Here is a 19,687-nt window from a genome sequence, read left to right as displayed (position 1 = left end):
GTTGAGGTTAAGCCAAATTTTTTGTCAACAGTTGATCGAGAACAATGTTGCCCCAGTTTTCGTTCCAGTGAGCGAGCGTCCCTTCTTCTCCTTCGACTGGCAGTATTTCGAAATGTAATGTGTTCAGTACGATGTCGTAGTCTGTGAATCCGGTTTTGTGGTCGCCTTTACCTATAGCGATTCCGATATGGTATTTACCTGGTGCAAGCCTGTGGTTTGGTATCCGTATTTCGTGGCGGCCGATGTTGTTTGCCTCGATTCTTTGATTGATAGTCTTTCCGAAGGAACAGCCAACTGGAGTCTCGTTGTTGTTGTTGTAAATGGTCAGGCTGAATCTGAAATTGCTTATTTCCTTTGAAGTTTTGAATTTCGCATTGAATACGATATCTTCTTTTGGGCTGAAGGTGGGGGTGGGTCTTTCAATTGAGAGCTCGGTAAATTCAGCCAGTTTTTTTGTATCGTGCTCTCGGCGGTGTTTGGTGAGGTCGAATATTGTCTGGTTCTTTATCGCTCCGTTCCCTGTGTGCATCGCTACGCAATCCTTAGGGGACCCAGAGAAAGTTAGACTACCATTTTCAAGAAGGATACAGCGGGTTGTCAGTTGAAGTACGGCTGGTATGTTGTGGCTCACGAAAAGTACTGTGCGGCCGCCTTTTGCTACCTCGCCCATCTTGCCTAAGCATTTCTTTTGAAACTGTGTGTCACCAACAGCCAGCACTTCATCAATGATAAGTATCTCGGGTTCGAGGTGAGCTGCGACGGCGAAAGCCAATCGCACATACATACCAGATGAGTAGCGTTTGACAGGAGTGTCGAGAAAGCGTTCGACCTCGGAGAAGGCTACTATTTCATCAAATTTGCGTTTAATCTCCACACGGGTCATGCCGAGGATGGCGCCATTAAGATAGATATTTTCGCGTCCAGTGAGTTCTGGGTGAAAGCCAGTGCCCACTTCGAGCAGGCTTGCGACGCGTCCTCTAATGCTGATTCTTCCTGATGTTGGTTCGGTGATGCGGCTAAGCACCTTTAATAAGGTGCTTTTCCCGGCTCCGTTGCGTCCAACGATGCCTAGTATTTCGCCTTGTTTGACATCAAATGAAAGGTTTTTGAGTGCGTAAAACTCCTCTTTTGTTGGACGTAGTTCCTTTTTCGAGCCCATCAACCGAAGAGGAGCCCGTAGCGCATCCTCTATGACGTGCCGAAATCCATCGTCTTTCGATCGCTGGTGTCCGATTATATACCTTTTACTTACGTTTTCTGCAGAAATTATTGTGTTGGACATGGTGTTTATATTACGTCGGCAAAGGTTTTTTCTGTTTTACGAAAATAGGCAATTCCGGAGATTAGTATGATTGTGATCATAGCTGAGGACAAGAGTAGTCCTGTTATGTATATGTCGTGTTCTCCTCCGAGTATACTCCAACGAAAGCCATCGATGACGCCAGCCATCGGATTTAGCGAGTAGATTAGCCGGTACTGTTCTGGTACAACGCTGCTGAGAAACCCTACAGGAGATATGTAGAGTCCGAATTGGACAGCGAATGGAATGATGAACCTGAAATCACGGTAGCGAACCATCAGGGCGGCCACCCAAAGGCCGATTCCGAAGGACGCAGAAAAAGCTAGCAGCATGAATACAGGTAGGAAAATGATATTATTCGATGGGAGGAACTGGAACCACACCATGAGTGCTGTTAGGAATGCAGAAGATATAATAAAATCTACAAAGCTGGTGATGACGCTGCTGGCTGGCACTATCAGCCTGGGGAAATAGATCTTTGATATCAAGCTTGAGTTGCCAACAAGACTGTTGCCGCTTTCAGAAAGGCCCGATGCAAAGAATTGCCAAGGAAGCATTCCGCAAAATACCAGTAGAGGGTAAGGGACGCCTCCTGATGGCATGTTGCCCACTTTCCCGAAGACAAAGGTGAGAACAAGCATGGTGAGCAGGGGTTTTATTAGGGACCAAGCTACACCGACTACTGTTTGCTTGTATCGGACCAAGATATCTCGCCAGACGAGGAAGGCAAATAACTCGCGGTAGCGCCAGAGGTCTTTCCAATAGTGCTTCTCAGCACGTCCGGCTTCTATGACTAATTTTTCCATATTGTAAGTCGTTTTAGGCTGTTTGGGAGTAATTTTTTTATAGTGATCCTGACAGGTCGATGAGCTGGGTAGTGTTGCCTTGAGCCTTTAGTTTTTCTCTGGAAGTCGCGTCGACATTGACGCTGACGAGAACCTCGGATGCATTTATGACTTCGTCTAAATCATTGGTGATGAAGCGTGAGATGTAAGGGATCTTACTTTGTATGTACTCCTTGTTCGCTCCAGTGAGCTGCGAAATATGTACGTGCGGGTCGTAGATGCTGATCTCGTAGCCTTTTCCTAGCAGCTTCTCGATAACTTCTACGATGGGACTTTCTCTGAGATCGTCTGTGCCTGCCTTGAACGCTAGTCCGATGAATCCGAGCTTCCGTTTCCCAGCTTCCATAATCTTGTTGAGGGCTAGGTCTTTCTGGTACTCATTGCTGGATTCGATGGCGTGCAATACCGGGCTCTTCAGATAGTTGTCGTGAGCAATGGTGCGAAGGGCTTTCAGGTCTTTGGGAAGGCAAGAACCGCCGTATGCGAAACCTGGCTTCAGATAGGCGGGAGAGATATTCAGCTTGGTGTCTTTGCAGAAGATTTCCATCAGCTGTCGACCATCAATGCCGAGCGTGTCGCAAATGTTACCAACTTCGTTAGCGAAAGTGATCTTCAGGGCGTGAAATGAATTGCAGACGTACTTCATCATTTCCGCTAGGGGGACAGCGACAGGCAGAAAGGGAGCATCGAGCTCGGCATAGACCTTGCGCATCGTTTCCACTGCCCAGTCGTGCTGGCAGCCAATCAGGGTGAAGGGAGGGTTTCGGTAATCTTTGATCGCAGACCCTTCGCGAAGAAATTCAGGATTTGAAACGACTGCAAAGTCGATGCCCTCAGCTTTTCCGGAGTGTTCGGCTATAATCGCCGCCACTTTTTCGCAGGTGCCGGGTAGCACGGTTGATCTCACCGCGACGACATGTTGAGCGTTTTTCTCTTTCAAGGCCGCTCCTATTTCCTCTGCGACTTTATATATCGCGTTGAGATTCAAATGACCTTGGGAGGTAGAGGGAGTCCCAACGCAGATAAAGGAGACCTCTGATTCAAGCACCGCTTTCTTGCTATCAGTAGAAGCGGACACGCGACCCGCTTGATACTGTTGTTCCATCAGCCCATCGATATCCTTTTCGATGATAGTCGCTTTTCCAGAGTTGATAAAGTCGACTTTCGATTGCTGGCGATCGACGCCAATCATGGTGTGTCCTTGGCTGGCAAGGCAGCCTATTCCCACGCACCCGACATAACCGAGGCCGAAGATGCTGATTCGAAGGTGATTTGAGTTGTTGTTCATGCTAGAGGATCAATTTCCAGTGACTAAGCAGTTTGGATATAGGTTTTAAGCTGTGAGAGAAGGGATTCGGATGCGTAGGGACCGATGACGGCCTGCGGCCGATGGCTGATGACTGATGTTATGTTGGTGTCGCTGTGCTTGGCACTTGCTTCGCGGCGTCGATGTGTCGCTTCGCTCGGTAGCTGATGGCTGATTGTTTCGCTGTGCTGAGGAGATGATGTGTGATCATGACCTTCGACCAATGGCTGATGGCTAATGGCTGATGGCTGATGGAGGGAGTTGAGGATCGTGAGTAGCTCTGTCTCGTCTTGGGCTACATTGATCAGGTTTAGCGCTTGCAGGTGTTTTGCGGTGGCTAGCTGGTGCTCGTTGCGGTGTTCGCCTTTCGCTGCTATCCGTGGCATGACGAGAAGCGGCTTTTGATACTGCAAAGAAGTGAGAATCGTCCCCATGCCTGCGTGCGAGACGATGAAATCAGCTTCACGGAATCGCTTTGCGAAATCGGAGGGCTCGATAAATTTGCAGTAGGCGATGTTTTGAGGAGTCCAGGTAGACTCGCCTATTTGAGCGAAGATTTCGTAATCAGGATTTTCCGCAACCCACGAATCCACGGCTTTCACGAGCCGGTCAAAGGGCAGGTCGGTTCCAACCGTCACAAAGATTTTTAGTTGATCCTTGTGACGGTTGGAAATGGCTAATGGCTGATTGCTTATGGCTGATGGAGCTGAGCTGGGTTCAGATGGCTGAGCTGGGCTTTGCCCAGATGGCTCATGGCTAATGGCGGATGACTTATCGTTCATCGCTGATGGAGATGAGCTGGGCTCAGATGGCTGACTGTTGACTGCGTCAGATGACTTTTGGCTAATGGCTGATCGCTGATTTTGATTAGGGATGAGTGATGAGTCATTGGCGATCTCTTCTCTGGCGTTGTCTCCCAGGACGTTGCCGAAGAAGTGGGGTCCAGAATCGCTAGCCAAGTGCTTCCATTGGGTGATCCAATGGTGGGCATGTTTGCCGGCTTTTTGCCCAGACAGGGAGAGCTCTTCCGCATTCGCGATACTATCGAGCCACACCGTTTTTTTGCTAAAGAGCTTTCCAATGCGAATTGCGAAATAGCCTGGAGCTGCCCCGGTGGTGATTACGAAATCGGGTTTCTGCTTGATGATCAGTCGTGTAATAGCGAAAGCGCTTTTTATGAGGGCCTTTTTATCCCAACGATTGCAATCTGGGATGACGAAGAATTCGGCACCGTCATTCTCAACTTCGTAGCGATAGCTTTCACGCGTAGTGGCGTATAGCAGTCGAGTCCCTTCGAAAGCAGGATGAAGACGACGCAGCTGCACCCAGTGGCCGCCAGCCGAAGCAACCGCAAGGACGACCTTGCGTTTGCGTCCGCTGGCGGATCGCGAATCTTGAATCTCGGATCTCGAATCGCAAGCTGCGCTTGATCGCGAATCTTGAATCTGTGATCGAGGATCCCTTGCTACGCTAGATTTCGAATCTATCGCATCGTGAGATGTGCGATCGGGAACCGCGAATCGTGGATCTGGAGAGGCTTTAGATTCCTGATTCATGATCCATGATTCTTGATCGCGGCACGGTTTCTTTTCTCGCCGCGTAGATACTGAATGAATCCGCCAACCTGATTGCCAAGTTGCTTGAGGTTGCGGTTCGTTTCCGTTTGTTGAGCATCTGTGATATATCCGAGATCGAGGGCAAAGTATAGCTGGGCACGAACCTCCGCTATCGATGCTTTAGAGATACTCAAAAAGTGGGCGAAGTCCTTGTCGGTCGAACGGTCAAACCCTTCCGCGATATTGCTGCCAACGGATACAATTGATCTCTGCAATTGATCCCTCAGTCCGCGGTCGTTTTTGAATTCTCTTTGGTTCGTTAGCATATAAACTTCTCTTGTCAGTTCTCTAGCATCCTTCCAAATCGGCAGTTCTTCGAAATCTTTATACGAGGGCATCGAGTCGGTAGAATTGAGATTTCTCTTTTTGATTTCCGATAGGTGATTGCAGATTACCGATCACTGATCCTGCTTCGCATGCTATGCTTGCGAGAGCAGGTCCTGCTCGAGTTTACGGGGGACATGGCTTTTGGTTTTATTTAGGATGCCGCCGAGGTGGGCTTTGGAATCCGATAACAGCTCTAGTGCTTGGTTCGCGACGTCGCGGTTGGTTTCTTCCGATTCCATGACCATGAGGACGACGTCCATGAAGGAGGCGAGGCGAGGCGTTGAGCTTATGGCGCTAACAGGAGGCATATCGAAGATGATATAGTCGAAGTCGCTCGCTCTCAGCTTTGGCATGATCTTGTTGAAGCGCTGAGGCATGATGCGCGGCAGCTTGGTGCCATTGGTGCCTTCCGCTACGACGTACAAATTGTTGTGCATTTTGGCGTCATCGCTCGAGTCGAGCACTTGATCCAGATCGAGTATGCTTTTTCCTTTGTAAAACTGCTGAGCGGTTTCTTGCCCTAGGGTCATGTCGACCAAGAGAACATTTCCTTCGCCGATTTTCGAAAGGCTACCCGCCAGGCCCGACGCGATGGTGGTGACGCCCGATTCCTGACCGAGACCTGTCATGCCGATGAGCTTTGGCTTATGGGTGAGGTTCTTGCTTTCAAAATAGGTGATCACCTTGTCGCGAAGAGCTTCGAAGTGCTCGCTCAAGGCGTATTCATCATCCCATGGCGCTATTTGCTGATTGTTCGACTCGACCGCGCTTGTTCCGTATTCTTCTGGCTTGGACAAGGCCGCTGCTTTGAGCGTTGGAGAATTGGGAGCGTAGGTTCGTTTGTTCTTATTCGCGTTTCGAAGCTTGGCTTTACCTGCTTGTCGCAGCTGCTGTCGGCTGGCTTTGCGTCCCGCTTTCTTGTAGCGCTTGTCGTTCAGGTCAGGGAGACTCATGAAGAGGGGGATGCCCAGATTTCGTTGGATCTCAGTCGGTCGCTTGATTGATCGGTCGAGAAGTAGGTCGACAAGAAATGCCCAAACCAGGCCGATGGCCGCTACGCCGCCGCCTGCGGTTGCGGCGAGCTTGCGTTTCTGTCGTGTGTCAACTGCCCCGAGCGAAGGGGACTGAATGACGCTGATATTGTTGGTGCGACTGGCGCGAAGATCCTCTTCAAGTCGTGTGCTCTCGAGACTAACGACGAGGTTTTTATAGTTAGCTTCCTCAAGGGCGCGACGACGCTCGAGTTCATTGATTTCAACTTCAACCTCATCGATGCGCTTCGCTTCTTCGTACAGTTCCGCCAACTGGGATTTGAGTACGTCGGAGCGAGATTGAAGAGCGCGAATGCGAATTGATTGGGCCCGTACCTCGAGCTCAGGGTTGAGACCTGTTTTCGTTTTGGGGTCCGAAGTAATCGCGGTGGCGCGGATGTTAGGATACGTCTCCACCAGTGAGGCCATCTTCGCTTCGGTCTCGTTGATTTTTGCTCTAACGGACTTCACGCGTGGGTTTTCTTCAGTGAACTGAAGCAGCAGGGCGCGTTCGCGTGACCTCTGCACATCGATAGTCGATCGAAGGCTTTCGTATTGCTCGATAGCGTTGGCAAGCTCGGCTAGTTCGCTGCTACTTTCGACCTCGTCTCCTTCTTCGACGGTCTCGCTAAGAGGCGCCTGAATCTGTTTGAAGGCCTCCAAGGCGCTCCTGTATTCCGCAAGTTCCGCGTCTGTTTGGAAGACCGCTTGGCGAATGCGCGCAATCTCTTGGCTGAGGGCGATCTTCGCATCTGCGAGATTGACGACCCCCGCTTTCTGGCGGGCGCGCTGGAGCTCCGACTCCGTTTGAGCTAAGCGGGTTTTCAAATGGTCAGATTGCTGCAAAAGGAAGTTGTTGTAGCTATCGCTCGCACGGTGAGTTTCGGTGTGCTTCTTGAGATATTCTTCGATAGTCGTTTTAAGTACTTCCTGAGCGATATCTGGTTGAGCGTGCGAATAGCTGAGGCCGATCACGGTACTGTCCCAACCGGCAGTTCCGATGCCCATATTGGAGGCTACGAGCAAAGTGGCGGCGTCAAGCAGTTGCTCTTCGGTCCCTTCCCCTTTCCCTTCGAGTAGGTCTTGCGGTCCGACCTTCTCCGCAACCGCTCGCGCGATATCGGAACTGCGAAGAATCTCCAGTTCCGCATTCATGACGGTATTGCTTCGACCGCCGGGCCTCACGACGTTCGTTTCGTTGTCCAGAGAGATGAAGTCATTCGCCTCGGTGACGTAGCGCACGAGTAGCTTAGCATGCGAAACATGAGGCAAAGGCGCGGTGAGGTAGGCGGCTGCGCCTACAAACGCTCCCAGGACGATAAAAAAGATGATCTTCTTTTTATGCCGGAAAAGCGTGAAGATTACGTCGCCTGGTGTAATTTTAAATCCGGTGTTCGCAGGGTTGGGTGCGGGATTATTCATAGAGTGTTCCGTTTGGTATTGCTGAATACAAGAGCAGGTTGAGGTTTTTCGGCAGGAAGACTTTTGTCCTGTTTTCTATGCAATGTGTTTATAAATGAGTTTTCCTGCCAAGCGTCCGAGTGGAGCTGGCAGGTTCGCGAATACAACGTTATGCCAGCCGTAAATATCGTCTGACATAGGTACCACAGCCTGCTTCTTCAGGCTGTATCGATGATAGTGAACTGTTTTCTCCTCGGCTCCGTAGCCTAGCTTGTACCTTCTTAGACCTTCTTGGCCTTTCGGGGAATTTCGTCCAAAATCCATGACCCTCAGTCCTTTTTGCGAAAAGTGCTCCAGAGCCTTCCACATAACGATGTTGTTGCAGCGGGCGTTTTGGTAGGCGAGGTCCGAGGCGCCGTACTTATAGTGTACCGTGTCTCCCTGTTCCATATAGATGGAGCTAGAGACGGTTTGGTTTTCGACCCTCGCATAGACGACTACGCCTTTTCCCTCGGAAAGTATCTCGCGGTGTAGGTTCTTGAAGAATGTGAACGGCTGCGGCGGCAATCCATGTCGTCTCCGGGTAATGCACTGAAGGCGATAGAAGTCTTTGACGGCTTCGATGCCTGTAGAGATGCCGACGTCGACCCCCTCCTTCTGCGCCTTCCGGATAGCCCGTCGGTTCGACGAAGAGAAACGGTTGAATATGGATTCCGGTCCTTCAGAAAGGGGGACGGTATGATTGTAGAAACTTAAGGACGGAGTTCCGCAGGTGGATTCGTTGCTCCAGCCACGCGCTTCGACATAGTCCAATTTTTGCTTCTCAGCGAAGGAGAGCAGTTCGTTGAAGAGTGACTTCGCTAAATCGGCTGTTTTCGCGATGGGGGGGCATAAGTCGAAGAAAGGCATCGAAATCGCTCGACTTCCGGTAAGCGTGGAGCGGACCACCGAAACAGGGATGGCGGCTATTGTTTGGTCGCCGGCCTTAAGAGTCACCAAATGGGTTTTGTAGCCGTAGGTCGTTTCCAGCAACGATGCCCATTCGTTGGCCAGAAACTGGGCGCTTGGATCGAGCGATGCTAGCTCACGTTTCCAATTGTCTCGGTCCGCACGCGAGAAAACGCGACAGATTGTTTCTGTCGGTTCGCTAGAAGAGCTTTGTTTCTGCTCCTTGGATTGCATCAAATGAGCTGTGGGAGGTGAAGGCACAGGTGGTCGAGCGGAGCTCGAATGACTGATGGTTGATGGCTAATGGCTGATGGGATTGATCGCTGAGGTCGCGAAAGAACGCTGCGGATCAGTCTTCTGGAATTGTTTTGGTGATGATTGTTCTGTCGGAGGTCCCGGGCGGCGCCCAAACCTCACTTGCGATACGATTGATCCACGGCTTGAGGGCAGTGGTCTTTTAGGCTTTTTTACGGTTGGAGTTAGGGAAACTTGAGGCGGCAGATGGTCTTAATTGCTCAGCGGGCGAATGGCGGCTAGGAATGGGCGGTATTTGGCTGATCTAGGGGTTTCATTGCAACCCGTAACCCGTTTGCCTGCGCAGAAAGCGAGTTTCCCCGATTGCGGGATGGGGGAGGCTGGTTGCGATCGGATGAGGGGAAGCGTGCCTGGAGGTCCCGCTCCATCTCTGGGACAGCGGTAGCGGTTTGCTTGATATTAATTTCGAGACTAGGAAGGCCTGATCAGGCTGGCCTTAGGCCATCTTGCTTTGGCGAAGGTTGATCATCGGTTTTAGGCTCCCTTTACGCTCGCCGGGGACGTCGAGCGCCACCCTCAAGCCAATCATGTAGGACGGGGCGGAGAGGCGTTGGAGGGGTGTCGGGTCGGCGCGGCGACCTACACGGATCCTTTGGGGCTTTCTGTGGCAATCCCCCTCTCTCGAAGCCAGTGGACATCGGCCCCTGCCACAACCAAACCAGCAATTCGCGAAGCAGCTTCGTGACCTTCGCGTTCTTGGCGGTTACCCATCTTTTCGCGCCCGCCGGGGATGTCGAGCGCCACCTTTCTTGTGGGACGGGGCGGTGAGGCGACTTTGGGGAGTGTCGGGTCGGCGCGGCGACCTACAGGTAGGAGTGCGGATCGTTTGGGGCTTTTTGTGGCAATTCCCCCTCTCTCGAAGCCTGTGGACATCGGCCCCTGCCACAACCAAACCAGCAATTCGCGAAGCAGCTTCGTGACCTTCGCGTTCTTGGCGGTTACCCAACTTTTCGCGCCCGCCGGGGACGTCGAGCGCCACCTTTCTTGTGGGTCGGGGCGCTGAGGCGTTGGTGGGGTGTCGGGTCGGCGCCCCGACCTACAGGGTCGGCGCGGCGACCTACAGGTAGGAGTGCGGATCGTTTGAGGCTTTTATTAGCGATCCGCCATCGAGCGCTGCGAGCTAGGGTATGGGGTCTAGCGCGTGATTGGGTTTCCTCACCGCTGGGTGGTTTTCCTCCCCCAAGGACTTTGCGCTTCAGATACTCACTGCATTTGTGTGAACGCTGACTAGGGCGAGCGTGAGATCGTTCATTTTTGGGCCGGGATCTGTAGAAGGTCTTTTGCGAGGCGATTTCGAGGCCCATCATGGGACTCAGACTCTTTACCCACACAGACTTTTCCGATGCCCGATCGAACCGACTTCCCACGGGGGGGCTGCGAGCCGCTTCTCTCGCTGTTTTGCTCTTCTTGACAACGGCTGCCAACGCGGCGGGCACGCTCAATCTGACCTGGCAGGACAATTCCGACAACGAAGTCGGATTCGAGATCGAACGATCGCTGGATGGGGTGGGCTACGAGGTGATCGGCGAAGTGAGCGCCGATGTTCAGAGCTATTCCGATGAGGGCGTGATCCCCGGCATCCCTTATTCCTATCGAGTTCGCGCCTACAACGAGTTCGGATATTCCGGCTACACCAACGTTTCTGTCGGAGCGGCTGACAACACTGCGCCTGCGGTGGGCACGATTCAGGACTTGGAAGTCTTGCGTGGAGATGAAACGCAATTTGCCGCGATCCCCGTGGATGTTTCCGATGCGGAGTCCTCGCTCGACGAATTGTCGTTTGAAATCCTTTCCTCTAACTTAGAGCTGCTGCCGCTGAATCGCGTATCGCTTGAAATCGTGGAGGGCGTGGCGAGTTTGTCGGTTGATCCGGTGCGGACCACGGCCGGTTCGTCGGAAGTGACGCTTCTCCTGAGCGACGGTGCGGAGATGGTCGAAACCAGTTTCCTGGTTTCGGTTCTGCCGAATTATGTGCCGACGGTTTCCGCGATCGAGGATCTAGCGGTTTATGATGGCGTTGTGGTGGACGGGATTTCGGTTTCCGTATCCGATCGGGAGTCGGCAGGAGAGGACCTGTTGGTCACGGTCGCTTCGTCGAACGAGGGGCTGATCCCGTCGCAGTCAATTGAGCTTATGGGAACGGGCGAGAGCCGTTCGCTTCGCTTCGCTACCAGTCAGGGCGGTTCTGGCGAGGCGAGCATTACGGTTTCGGTAAGCGATGGGGTGAATTCGGCCAGTCAATCCTTTCAGATTGTGGTCAGCGAAAATGAAGTCCCGACGATCGTGGGGCTGGCAAGCGAGCTGGAGCTTGGTTCTGGTCAGTCCGTCGATGGACTCAGTTTCACCATCGGCGATGGCGAGACCTCGCCTGCCGAACTGCAGGTTAGCGTGAGCTCAAGCAACACGCTGCTCGTGCCAGAGTCAGGCATTGTCCTGTCGGGAACGGGCACAAGCCGCACTTTGCAAATCACGCCAGCAGCTCGCCAGCACGGTACGGCGGTCATAACAGTAGAAGTCTTCGATGGAGTGAAAACAACGACGCATTCTATCGAGGTCACGGTGGCTGCGCCGGACGGGACTATCGAATTGGTCGATTTCCGGGTAGAAAACGGTCATGCTGTGGCTGAAGTGATGTACCGTTCAGGAGTCGATTTCGCCCTCGTGAAGACTGACTCGCTGCGTGGCGGCGAGTGGACGCCAGTAGAGGGCTTGGAGATCGAGCTCGACGGGAACCGAGTGACGTTGAGGGACCCGCAAGCGATCGAAGGGGCTGTCTACTATCAGGCGGTGATTGTTGAGTAGGAGGGAATCGCTGATGCCTAAGGGCTGATTGGGTTCAACCGCAGTGGACGCGGAGTTCGCGGAGGCGGTTGAGCTCGCAAGACGGCAAAGAGCGTTGAAGCCTCTATATCCACCTTTCCGTCCGTATTCTCTGGAATCGCTTCAATCACTGATGAGATCGATGGGCACCGATTCTTTTTTGTCTTCAATTGGTGCGAAGGCGAAGGCGGGTCAGCGGCCGATATCTTCTTCTCGAATTGCGAATTCAGCGGTGAAACTAGGTACGGTCCGGCGGCCACGCCCTAGCGCTTTGGCTTGATCTGTTCGGGTACGCTTCGGAGGAGGCGGGTCAGCTCCAGCGACAGAGCGTTTCGATGTGTTTTGCAGAGCCGTCTTTCACCCATGAGTCGAGCTGGGACTGATCTTTTAGTTGCTGTCCTCGAGATCTGGGTACAACTGCGAATCCGCATTTCGCTCCCGGAAGTCCGGTCATGTCTCCCCATAGCTTTTCGAATTGGCTGACAGGATAGATATCCTCCTGGCCTTCGCCCCAGCGTTTTTTGACGTCCTTGAGAGTCAGGTAGGTGGGCATGCGTAGAGCGAGTTCGCGAATCGCGTCCTCTACGCGTTGAGGCTGACTTAAGGAACTTCGATCGAGCCCAAAAAGTTCGAGAAGTGAGTCGATGCGGATGAGGCTGGTATTTGTATTGTAGTAGGTGAGCTTGAATTCGTCTTCTTCGCGGGGGAGGGCCATGCCTTCCAGGATGCGAAGCTTTCCGTCGATGGCTGCCAGACCGCCACCGCGATCCTCGTTGCGCTTGGAAATCACTTCGAAGGATAGGTGGTTTCCTTGCTGAATGTGCCAACCAAGGAGCAGGGGATCGATCGATGCGCCTAGGGTATCGATATTGTGGCTGAGAAGGTATTCAAGGCTTGGCTGCTTTTCCAGCATCGCGGCCAAGGTCCCGTTCTTGAGCATGTTTGGTATTTCGTACCAATGACCGACGGGATGGAGGCACTGGGCGGCGAGGTTGTCCGTGTAGTCGCTTGCCTCGCCTTGAGACTTTGACCAGGTGAGCAACGCGGCCCGAACGCTTTCGAGCATCTTCTGCTTTTGCTCATCCAGTTTTTGTTGAGCCGTTTCTTCCCAGGCGAATCTGAGATCGCGCTCGGTCGGGATCATGCGAAGACCGATCGATTTTCCGGGGGAGAGATAAGCGGTGACGCCCTGCTTTTTCTCTTCTCCGTTCAGGTAGGATTCGATTGGGGCGTGCGTTAGGTAGCTGGTGGTGAAGGCGTGCGGGATATTCGCGCCGAATCGCTCTGCGGTGAGAGCGGATTTGGAGAGATGGATGTCGATGAAATTGCGATGCTTTCCGCTGTATTTGAAAAACGGATGCAATGACTTTACGACTCCCGCTCCTTGAGTCCAGCGACTGCCTACGCCCGCGGCGAAGGTGACCACGCCGACCTTTCCGTCTTCAATCGCCTTTGTCCCGATCTCGATAAGCTCATCGCTTTTGGCCTTTTCGGCGTCGAAAAGCTGCTCTGGAGCGACGTCCTTTATCTCAACGGAAGACGAAAGTCGATTCATGGCCAGACCGATCCGACCCGCTTTCACGTCGCTTTTGATTTGTTCGTGAAGCTCTCGATCAAAACCGTTTTGGTGGAGCAACGACTGAAGGTCGTCCGTTTCGTTCTTCGACCCGCTTTGGGTTGGCAAAAGTCGATCCAACAGCTCGACTGTCGAAAACTTGCCTTTGTCGGATCGTTGGCTGGCGAGGGTGAAGAGGCGTAAATCGTTCTGTTGGGTCCGATCGAGGTCTTTTGCTTTGATGCGAAGCAAACCTGGCAGGGTTTGCATGTAGTAATCCGACGGATACAGGGCGTCCTCGCCTTCGAGCAATGTGCCGGTGGAGCCGTTTTCGTTGATGGAGAAATCGTAAACGACAGGATCCATGGCGAAGGGCAGCGAGTGCTCGAACTGCTTCTTTCTTCGAAGCATAGTTTCGGATAGAAACGTTTGGCCTTCGGTTTTTCGTTTCGGATCAAAGATAAAGCCCATGCCGCCACCTGACATGCCGCCAAGCATCCAGAAGCCCCAAAAGTCCTCTCCGAAAGCGTCTCTGACGTCCTGAATCAGAGATTCGGTATAGATGTTACTAACCCACGGGATGATGTCGTGAAGGGGGCCGAAAAAGTTCTCGGTGAGGAGCGATCCGAGCTGTTTCACTTCGCCGGCTTTCAGCCGCTCGAGAATGATGTCGAAATTGTCGAGGGCTTGCAGACGGGAGGACCATTCCTTGTCGTCTCTAAGCAAATACTTCTCTGTGACCATTTCGAGGATTGGCCCGACGTTTTGAGCCATGCCTCCGTGAACGAGGACTAGGCTATCCTGTAGCGCTTTTCTGGATGCGGAGCCGATCTGGGTGGAGTCCAGAAGGCGATGTCGGGGTAGGAGGGTGCCTTTGCTCGTTCCAAATTCGCTATCGGATTCGGTGGCCTCTTGTCCCTCGATGATTTTTATGCCGGGCCAAACGCCACCGGAATCTTGCCAGCCACCTCCGGAGCCGCCAAGCCACTCGCCCAGGATCGCTCTGGCTGCCACTACGCGACGTTCATCTTCTGTCAGCGGCCCAGAGAGGCGTTGGGTTTGTCCGGTCGCTCTCATGCAGAGGGAAATGAGGGCTCCTAGCAGATTGGTTGAAACCGCGAGGCGCGAGCCTTTGGGGATTCTATTCACGTTGCTCACGATCTCGAGGCCTTTGTCGGGTCCTATGAGGGTGGAGAAGACGCTCTTTATCGAAAGACCGGATCCTTCTAATCCTGGAGGCACGATCCCCGCCGAAATGATAGCGGCTTTGAGGAGACCAAGGTAGTCGCGTGCGAAATCGAAAACCTCGTCGATCTCGTGAATGTCAGCGGTCGCTCCGAGGTCGATGCTTCGCAGTCGTAGCACAGGCGTGTCGATCACGCGAAGATAGGCCTCGACGGGGGGATTCGTTGCATCATCGCGCCCGTGGACGCCGAGATCGACGGAGACGTTGATGACCCGAGCCCCTTCCGGAAAGTCCATACCGAGGAAAAAGATGTCACTCCAGGCGCAGTGCGTCAGGTCCATGCGAACGGCCGTTTGCTCGCGGAGCAGCGGGTAGGCGGATTTAGGCGACGCAGTTTGAAGCAGCTCCTTTTTCACCTTTAGCGGATGATCCAGGCTGTGTCCCATGCGGAAGATCCATGTATTGCCTCGAGTGGACCTTACCGTTTGGCGCACCTGATCTGCCAAGGTTTGGAAAGCGAGTTCGTGGTAGGCGTGGGCAAGGGCGCTGGATAGGGTATCGTTGGCTCCAGCCTTTTTCATTTCGCTCAGCATCAGCGAAATTGCTTCTTCGAATCGGCGTTCCAAGACCATCAAGTGGGCCTGATAAGGTAGTTTGCCGCGGTCGGGAAACTCGGAACGCGACGGAAGGTGGTAACGATGGATCGAGTGTAGAAAGAACAGCGCTCGAACCTTCTTATACAAGCTGTTTTCCGACTGCCGAAACGTTTCTAGTCGCTCGGCTTCTCCTAGCAAATCTTGTAGCGATAGAGAGGCGCACGCTTTGGAAAGCGAGGTGTTACGAAGGGCTTCGTCCTCGGTGGTGATAAGGTCGATCAGTGACATGACTAGTCCTTCGATCTGTTAGCTTTTCACCTTTTGGGCGACAAGCTCAAGGAGCCCGCTCATGACTTTGTCCCTATCCTCCCCGGATAAGGCCAAAGCCAGTTGAGCGAAGAAAATCCCGTATTCGGAGCCGATATCGAAGCGGTCTCCATGAATCTCAAGGGCGAGCACTTTTTCTTTCTCGGCGAGTTTTTGGAGGGCCAAGGAAAGACTGCGAGCCCCGCGCTCGTTGGATCGAGTGGTACTTTCCAAAATCTCGAAAATGGTCGGACTCAATACATGGATTCCAAAAAAACAAAGGTAGAATCCGGCTCTTAGCCCTGGGACGAGAAGGCTCAGTTCCGCTTCTGTAGGGGTTGGTTTCTCCAATACCGTGTCGACCCGATAGAGACCGCTTTCTCGACCTTCGAGCCGGCCTCCTACCGCCCCGAACGAGGTGATCAGATTTTCACGCGTCGCTTGCACTCCCGAGACGGAGGATTGAGACTGTTCGGCGACTTTTACCAGTTGTTGTGCGCAGCTTATCGATCGGTTGGAAACGCATAAGTGGTCGCCCACCAAGTGGAGAAACGGCTCATCGCCGATCGCATCCTTAGCGAGCAGAATGGCGTTGGCGTAGCCAGCTGGAGATTCCTGCTCCAGAAAACGCAGGCTTTCGCGATGTTTGCCCGCTGCTTTCTTGTACGGCTCGATGTCGGCGGGACACACGATAAGGATGATTTCCTCTATTCCGGCGGAGGCGGCTTCGTCTAGGATTAGCTCGAGAGCGGGTTTACGATCTCCCTTTCGATCGATGAGCGTTTGCAGAGGAAGGGTGCTCTGATTGGGATCTGCGAGAGTGATGAGGGCTTTCCGGATTTTCATCAAAGGTTGGATTTATCGGTGAATTAGGGACTTAATGGGAGGACGCTGTCGAGAACGTAGAGAGTTCTCCCCATAATCGGGAAAGGATGGGCATCCTTGAGCATCCAGCTCGTTTTGCGGACAATCTCTTTTAATCGGCTGTCGAGAGTCCTTGAAGAGGCTCATCGAAATTTCCAATGAAGTGGGAGTTCTCGATTTGCAAAACGACCTCCGAATCCGAACCCACTGTATTTGACCCGGTCTAGCGGGGGCGAGACGCATGCAGCTCGATCAAAATGCTATTTGGGTGAAATCAGAGCATTCGCGGGGCAGGTTCTTGGCAATCTGAGATTGACAAAAGGCAGGGCCAAACGTCCTCTTTCGCCCAGATCAGCGGAGTTCCGAAGCGTAGCCGACATTTGAGCGTAAGCGAAACAATGGAAGGGTGCGATCGGAATCAGCGGTTGACAAAACGTAGGGCGGAACTTCCTGTTTCGCCTAGACCAATGGAGAGATGGCAGAGTGGTCGAATGCGGTGGTCTTGAAAACCATTGAGCCGAAAGGTTCCGGGGGTTCGAATCCCTCTCTCTCCGCCACTTTCAGCGGCTTTCTTCGAGGGATTGCATCCCTTGCCTGCGTCGCTGGCGCTCCTCGGGTGTCCTCACTGCGCTCGTCGGTACTCTCCGCCACTTTCAGCGGCACCCTTCGAGAGATTGCGTCCCTTGCCTTCGTCGGTTCGCTCCTTGGATGTCCTCTCTTCGCTAGTCGGTATGTATTCGCTTCGCGAACAGTTCTCGCTTCGTTCGGAACTCCGCCATTTTGCTCAGCATGTTGGCTCCGTGAGTGAATTGCATCACTTCCCTTCATGGTCCGCCATTTGACGCCTTGTCGAGGAGCGTAAGGGCGTTTGGATCGATTTGTAGATCGACGCGGCGAGGTGATTCATTTGGCGCGGCGGCCTACAACAAATTCGACATTTTGGGGCCTTTTGGTGGCCTCGGCGGTTGCCAATCTTCTTACGCTCGCCGGAGACGTCGTGCGCCACCTTTGCACACCCTTGAAGGACGTGGCGGTGAGTTGTAAAGGGGGGCGGGTCGGCGCCCCGACCTACAGGTAGGAGTGCGGATCGTTTGAGGCTTTTTTGTGGCAATTCCCCCTCTCTCGAAGCCAGTGGACATCAGCCCCTTCCTCAGCCAAACCAGCAATTCGCAAAGCAGCTTCGTGACCTTCGCGTTCTTGGCGGTTGCCCATCTTTTCGCGCCCGCCGGGGACGTCGAGCGCCACCTTTCATGTGGGGCGGGGCGCTGAGGCGACTTTTGGGGGTATCGGGTCGGCGCTCCGACCTACAGGAGTGGAAATGGGAATGATCGCTGCGCGAGCGGGATGCTGCGGCAGAATGAGGTTGATCGCTGGAGGGAGGCTCGCCGCGGCGGACGAGCCCTACCTGAGACGGCGGTACAGGTAGTAGGCGGCGATGGGCAGCCAGAGCCACCAGGCGCGGATCAGGTTGCCGGCGAGGATTCGCAGAACGGGTATGGCGAAGACGAGCGCCACTCCGATTCCGACTCCCAGCCATAGGGTTTTTCGCTTGAATAGCGGTGTTTTGGCGGGCTGAGACGGCGCTTCTTTGGGGCGTTCGCCGGGAATTTCGTCGACGACTTCCCACTTTGGATCGTTTTGCTGGGTCATGCTCTCGTTCGGATCATTGCCACGACGAGGCGTCGAAAGTCACGTTAATTTTTTCGGCGCCTCGGCGAGATGGCCCGTCTGGCAACTCTTTTTTGCGAGGTTGCAAAGAAACGTTGCAGGAGAGGGAGGGCGCGGTGGGAGGGGGAGCTTTTGAGGTGATGAGGGCGGGCAAGCGTTTTTTGCTTGGGCGTGGCGCGTGCGAGGATTTAGAGTTGGGTCGAATCCTATCTTGTTACCCTAAACCCATCTTTGAATGTCGATTTCGTCCGGTTCCTTGTCGGTTGAGGAATTTCACGGGCCGTATGGACCCTTTCAGGTCAGCGAGCTGGTGTTGCAGCGCATTTGGCTGGAGGGAGCCTTTGACCAGGAGCGGCTTTGCGATCGGGCGGGCCGGTCGATCGTGGTGGAATCGCCAGGGGTTTGGAATCGCCTCGATGGCCCCGATTTTCTCGATGCTCGCTTGCTGGTAGATGGGGAACGGGTGGTTGGCGATGTGGAGGTGCACTTTTGCCTGGGCGATTGGAATGCTCACGGTCATCAGTTTGACGCGGGCTACAACAAGGTGGCCCTGCATGTGGTCTACCATCCGCCGCGTTCTCGCGATCGGCCGGTTTTCAAGGAGAATGGCGACCTGTTGGAATGCGCCGCCCTGATGCCTGCGCTTTGGTATTCGCTGGAGGAATACGCTTGCGACGACTCGATCATCGCTTCGACGGGAGTGCGTTTCAGCGAGCAAGTGGAGCGATTGATGGAACGGGGCCGCGAGGAGCGGCGTTTGTATTTGGTGGAGCGAGCTCGGGAGCGTTGGCGGGCGAAGCGCTATTTCGCAGCCAAGCGCATCGAGCGTCTCGGCTGGGAGGGGGCCTGTCACCAGACGGCTTTGGAGGTGCTGGGCTACGCGCGAAATCGGGTGCCCATGCTGATGGTGGCGGAGCGTTTCCCTTTGCTGGGGCTGCTCGATGGGTCGGTGGATGCGGATGCTCTATGGCTGGCGGGGGGAGATCGTTGGCGACCGCGGGGAAGCCGTCCGGCGAATCACCCGCGCCTGCGGTTGCAGCAGTACCTTGCCTGGGTGAGGACGCGCCCATGCTGGCCGGACTTGCTGGCGGAATTTGGGAATCAGGCGTTTTGCCAGGGATCGAGCTTGCCGGTTCAGGAAACGGACTGGGGCAGCGCCGTTCTCCGCAGGGAGTTGGGCATCGCCGAGCTGGGGGATCGCCTGACGGAGCTGGTGCTGGCTCGATCGGTGGGAGGAGCCCGGGCTAATACGCTGATTTGCGACGGGTTTCTTCCCTTGGTGGAAGCGGAGCTTGGCTGCGATTGCTTTCCGTTTTGGTTTCATTGGCCGATGGGCGACGGTCCGTCGGAGATGGCCCGTTCGCTGCGTCAGGCGCATGTGCTGGAGCCGCGTCGCTTTCCGATGGGAAACGGCTGGCTGCAGGGGATGTTGGGAATGAGAGGAATTGAAGAAGGAAAAAGTAACGTTTAAGAGGGAAGATCGAAGGGGGGTGTGAGGGTTGGCGCAGGGAGTGGAGCGCGTTTTGGGAGGGGCGCGCGTTTTGCAAAATCGCGGCTACGAGAGGGTGGATTTGGGGTTGGGAGATCCTGCCCGGAGGTCCTG

Annotated in this window: 12 protein-coding genes and 1 tRNA gene; 3 read left to right on the top strand and 10 right to left on the bottom strand. The window is 54.0% G+C overall.

Annotated features, from left to right (window positions below; all coding sequences use genetic code 11):
• Positions 1-7: 7 nt before the first annotated feature.
• The 7 genes from QEH54_RS18365 to QEH54_RS18335 all read right to left on the bottom strand — a co-directional run bounded on the left by QEH54_RS18365 (position 8) and on the right by QEH54_RS18335 (position 8,858).
• Complete coding sequence (locus QEH54_RS18365; protein ID WP_309020165.1) at positions 8-1,282, bottom strand: ABC transporter ATP-binding protein; 1,275 nt, start codon at positions 1,280-1,282, stop codon at positions 8-10.
• 5 nt (positions 1,283-1,287) lie between these two features.
• Entirely contained in the window at positions 1,288-2,106 is an 819-nt protein-coding gene (locus QEH54_RS18360; protein ID WP_309020164.1) for an ABC transporter permease, read from the bottom strand.
• Positions 2,107-2,143: 37 nt separating this feature from the next.
• Positions 2,144-3,433 carry a UDP-glucose/GDP-mannose dehydrogenase family protein gene (locus QEH54_RS18355; RefSeq protein ID WP_309020163.1) on the bottom strand — a complete coding sequence of 430 codons (1,290 nt, stop codon included), beginning with the start codon at positions 3,431-3,433 and terminating at the stop codon, positions 2,144-2,146.
• Between the two features lie 23 nt (positions 3,434-3,456).
• Positions 3,457-5,007, bottom strand: coding sequence for a glycosyltransferase (locus QEH54_RS18350; RefSeq protein ID WP_309020162.1), 1,551 nt, complete (start codon positions 5,005-5,007; stop codon positions 3,457-3,459).
• Complete coding sequence (locus QEH54_RS18345; protein ID WP_309020161.1) at positions 5,004-5,405, bottom strand: four helix bundle protein; 402 nt, start codon at positions 5,403-5,405, stop codon at positions 5,004-5,006. The genes QEH54_RS18350 and QEH54_RS18345 overlap by 4 nt, the downstream gene beginning before the upstream one ends.
• 81 nt (positions 5,406-5,486) lie before the next feature.
• Entirely contained in the window at positions 5,487-7,847 is a 2,361-nt protein-coding gene (locus QEH54_RS18340; RefSeq protein ID WP_309020160.1) for a hypothetical protein, read from the bottom strand.
• A 75-nt stretch (positions 7,848-7,922) separates the two neighbouring features.
• Complete coding sequence (locus tag QEH54_RS18335; RefSeq protein ID WP_309020159.1) at positions 7,923-8,858, bottom strand: GNAT family N-acetyltransferase; 936 nt, start codon at positions 8,856-8,858, stop codon at positions 7,923-7,925.
• A gap of 1,629 nt (positions 8,859-10,487) precedes the next feature.
• Here QEH54_RS18335 and QEH54_RS18330 point away from each other — a divergent pair.
• Positions 10,488-11,891 carry a fibronectin type III domain-containing protein gene (locus tag QEH54_RS18330; RefSeq protein ID WP_309020158.1) on the top strand — a complete coding sequence of 468 codons (1,404 nt, stop codon included), beginning with the start codon at positions 10,488-10,490 and terminating at the stop codon, positions 11,889-11,891.
• Between the two features lie 328 nt (positions 11,892-12,219).
• On the opposite strand, the gene QEH54_RS18325 is transcribed toward QEH54_RS18330, so the two are convergent.
• On the bottom strand, positions 12,220-15,534 hold the full coding sequence (locus QEH54_RS18325; RefSeq protein WP_309020157.1) for a UTP--glucose-1-phosphate uridylyltransferase: 3,315 nt from the start codon (positions 15,532-15,534) through the stop codon (positions 12,220-12,222).
• 18 nt (positions 15,535-15,552) lie between these two features.
• Positions 15,553-16,398: a sugar phosphate nucleotidyltransferase gene (locus QEH54_RS18320; RefSeq protein ID WP_309020156.1), complete on the bottom strand. Its 846-nt coding sequence runs from the start codon at positions 16,396-16,398 to the stop codon at positions 15,553-15,555.
• 487 nt (positions 16,399-16,885) lie between these two features.
• Between QEH54_RS18320 and QEH54_RS18315 the strand changes: the two genes are divergently transcribed.
• Positions 16,886-16,973, top strand: a tRNA-Ser gene (locus QEH54_RS18315).
• Between the two features lie 844 nt (positions 16,974-17,817).
• Here QEH54_RS18315 and QEH54_RS18310 read toward each other — a convergent pair.
• Entirely contained in the window at positions 17,818-18,066 is a 249-nt protein-coding gene (locus QEH54_RS18310) for a hypothetical protein (protein ID WP_309020155.1), read from the bottom strand.
• A gap of 253 nt (positions 18,067-18,319) precedes the next feature.
• On the opposite strand from QEH54_RS18310, the gene QEH54_RS18305 reads away from it, so the two are divergent.
• Positions 18,320-19,555, top strand: a complete 1,236-nt coding sequence (locus tag QEH54_RS18305; RefSeq protein ID WP_309020154.1) for a DUF2851 family protein — start codon at positions 18,320-18,322, stop codon at positions 19,553-19,555.
• The last annotated feature ends 132 nt before the right edge of the window (positions 19,556-19,687 follow it).

This window comes from Pelagicoccus sp. SDUM812003, assembly GCF_031127815.1.
GTDB lineage: Bacteria > Verrucomicrobiota > Verrucomicrobiia > Opitutales > Opitutaceae > Pelagicoccus.
This window is presented reverse-complemented; position numbering and strand designations above follow the sequence as displayed.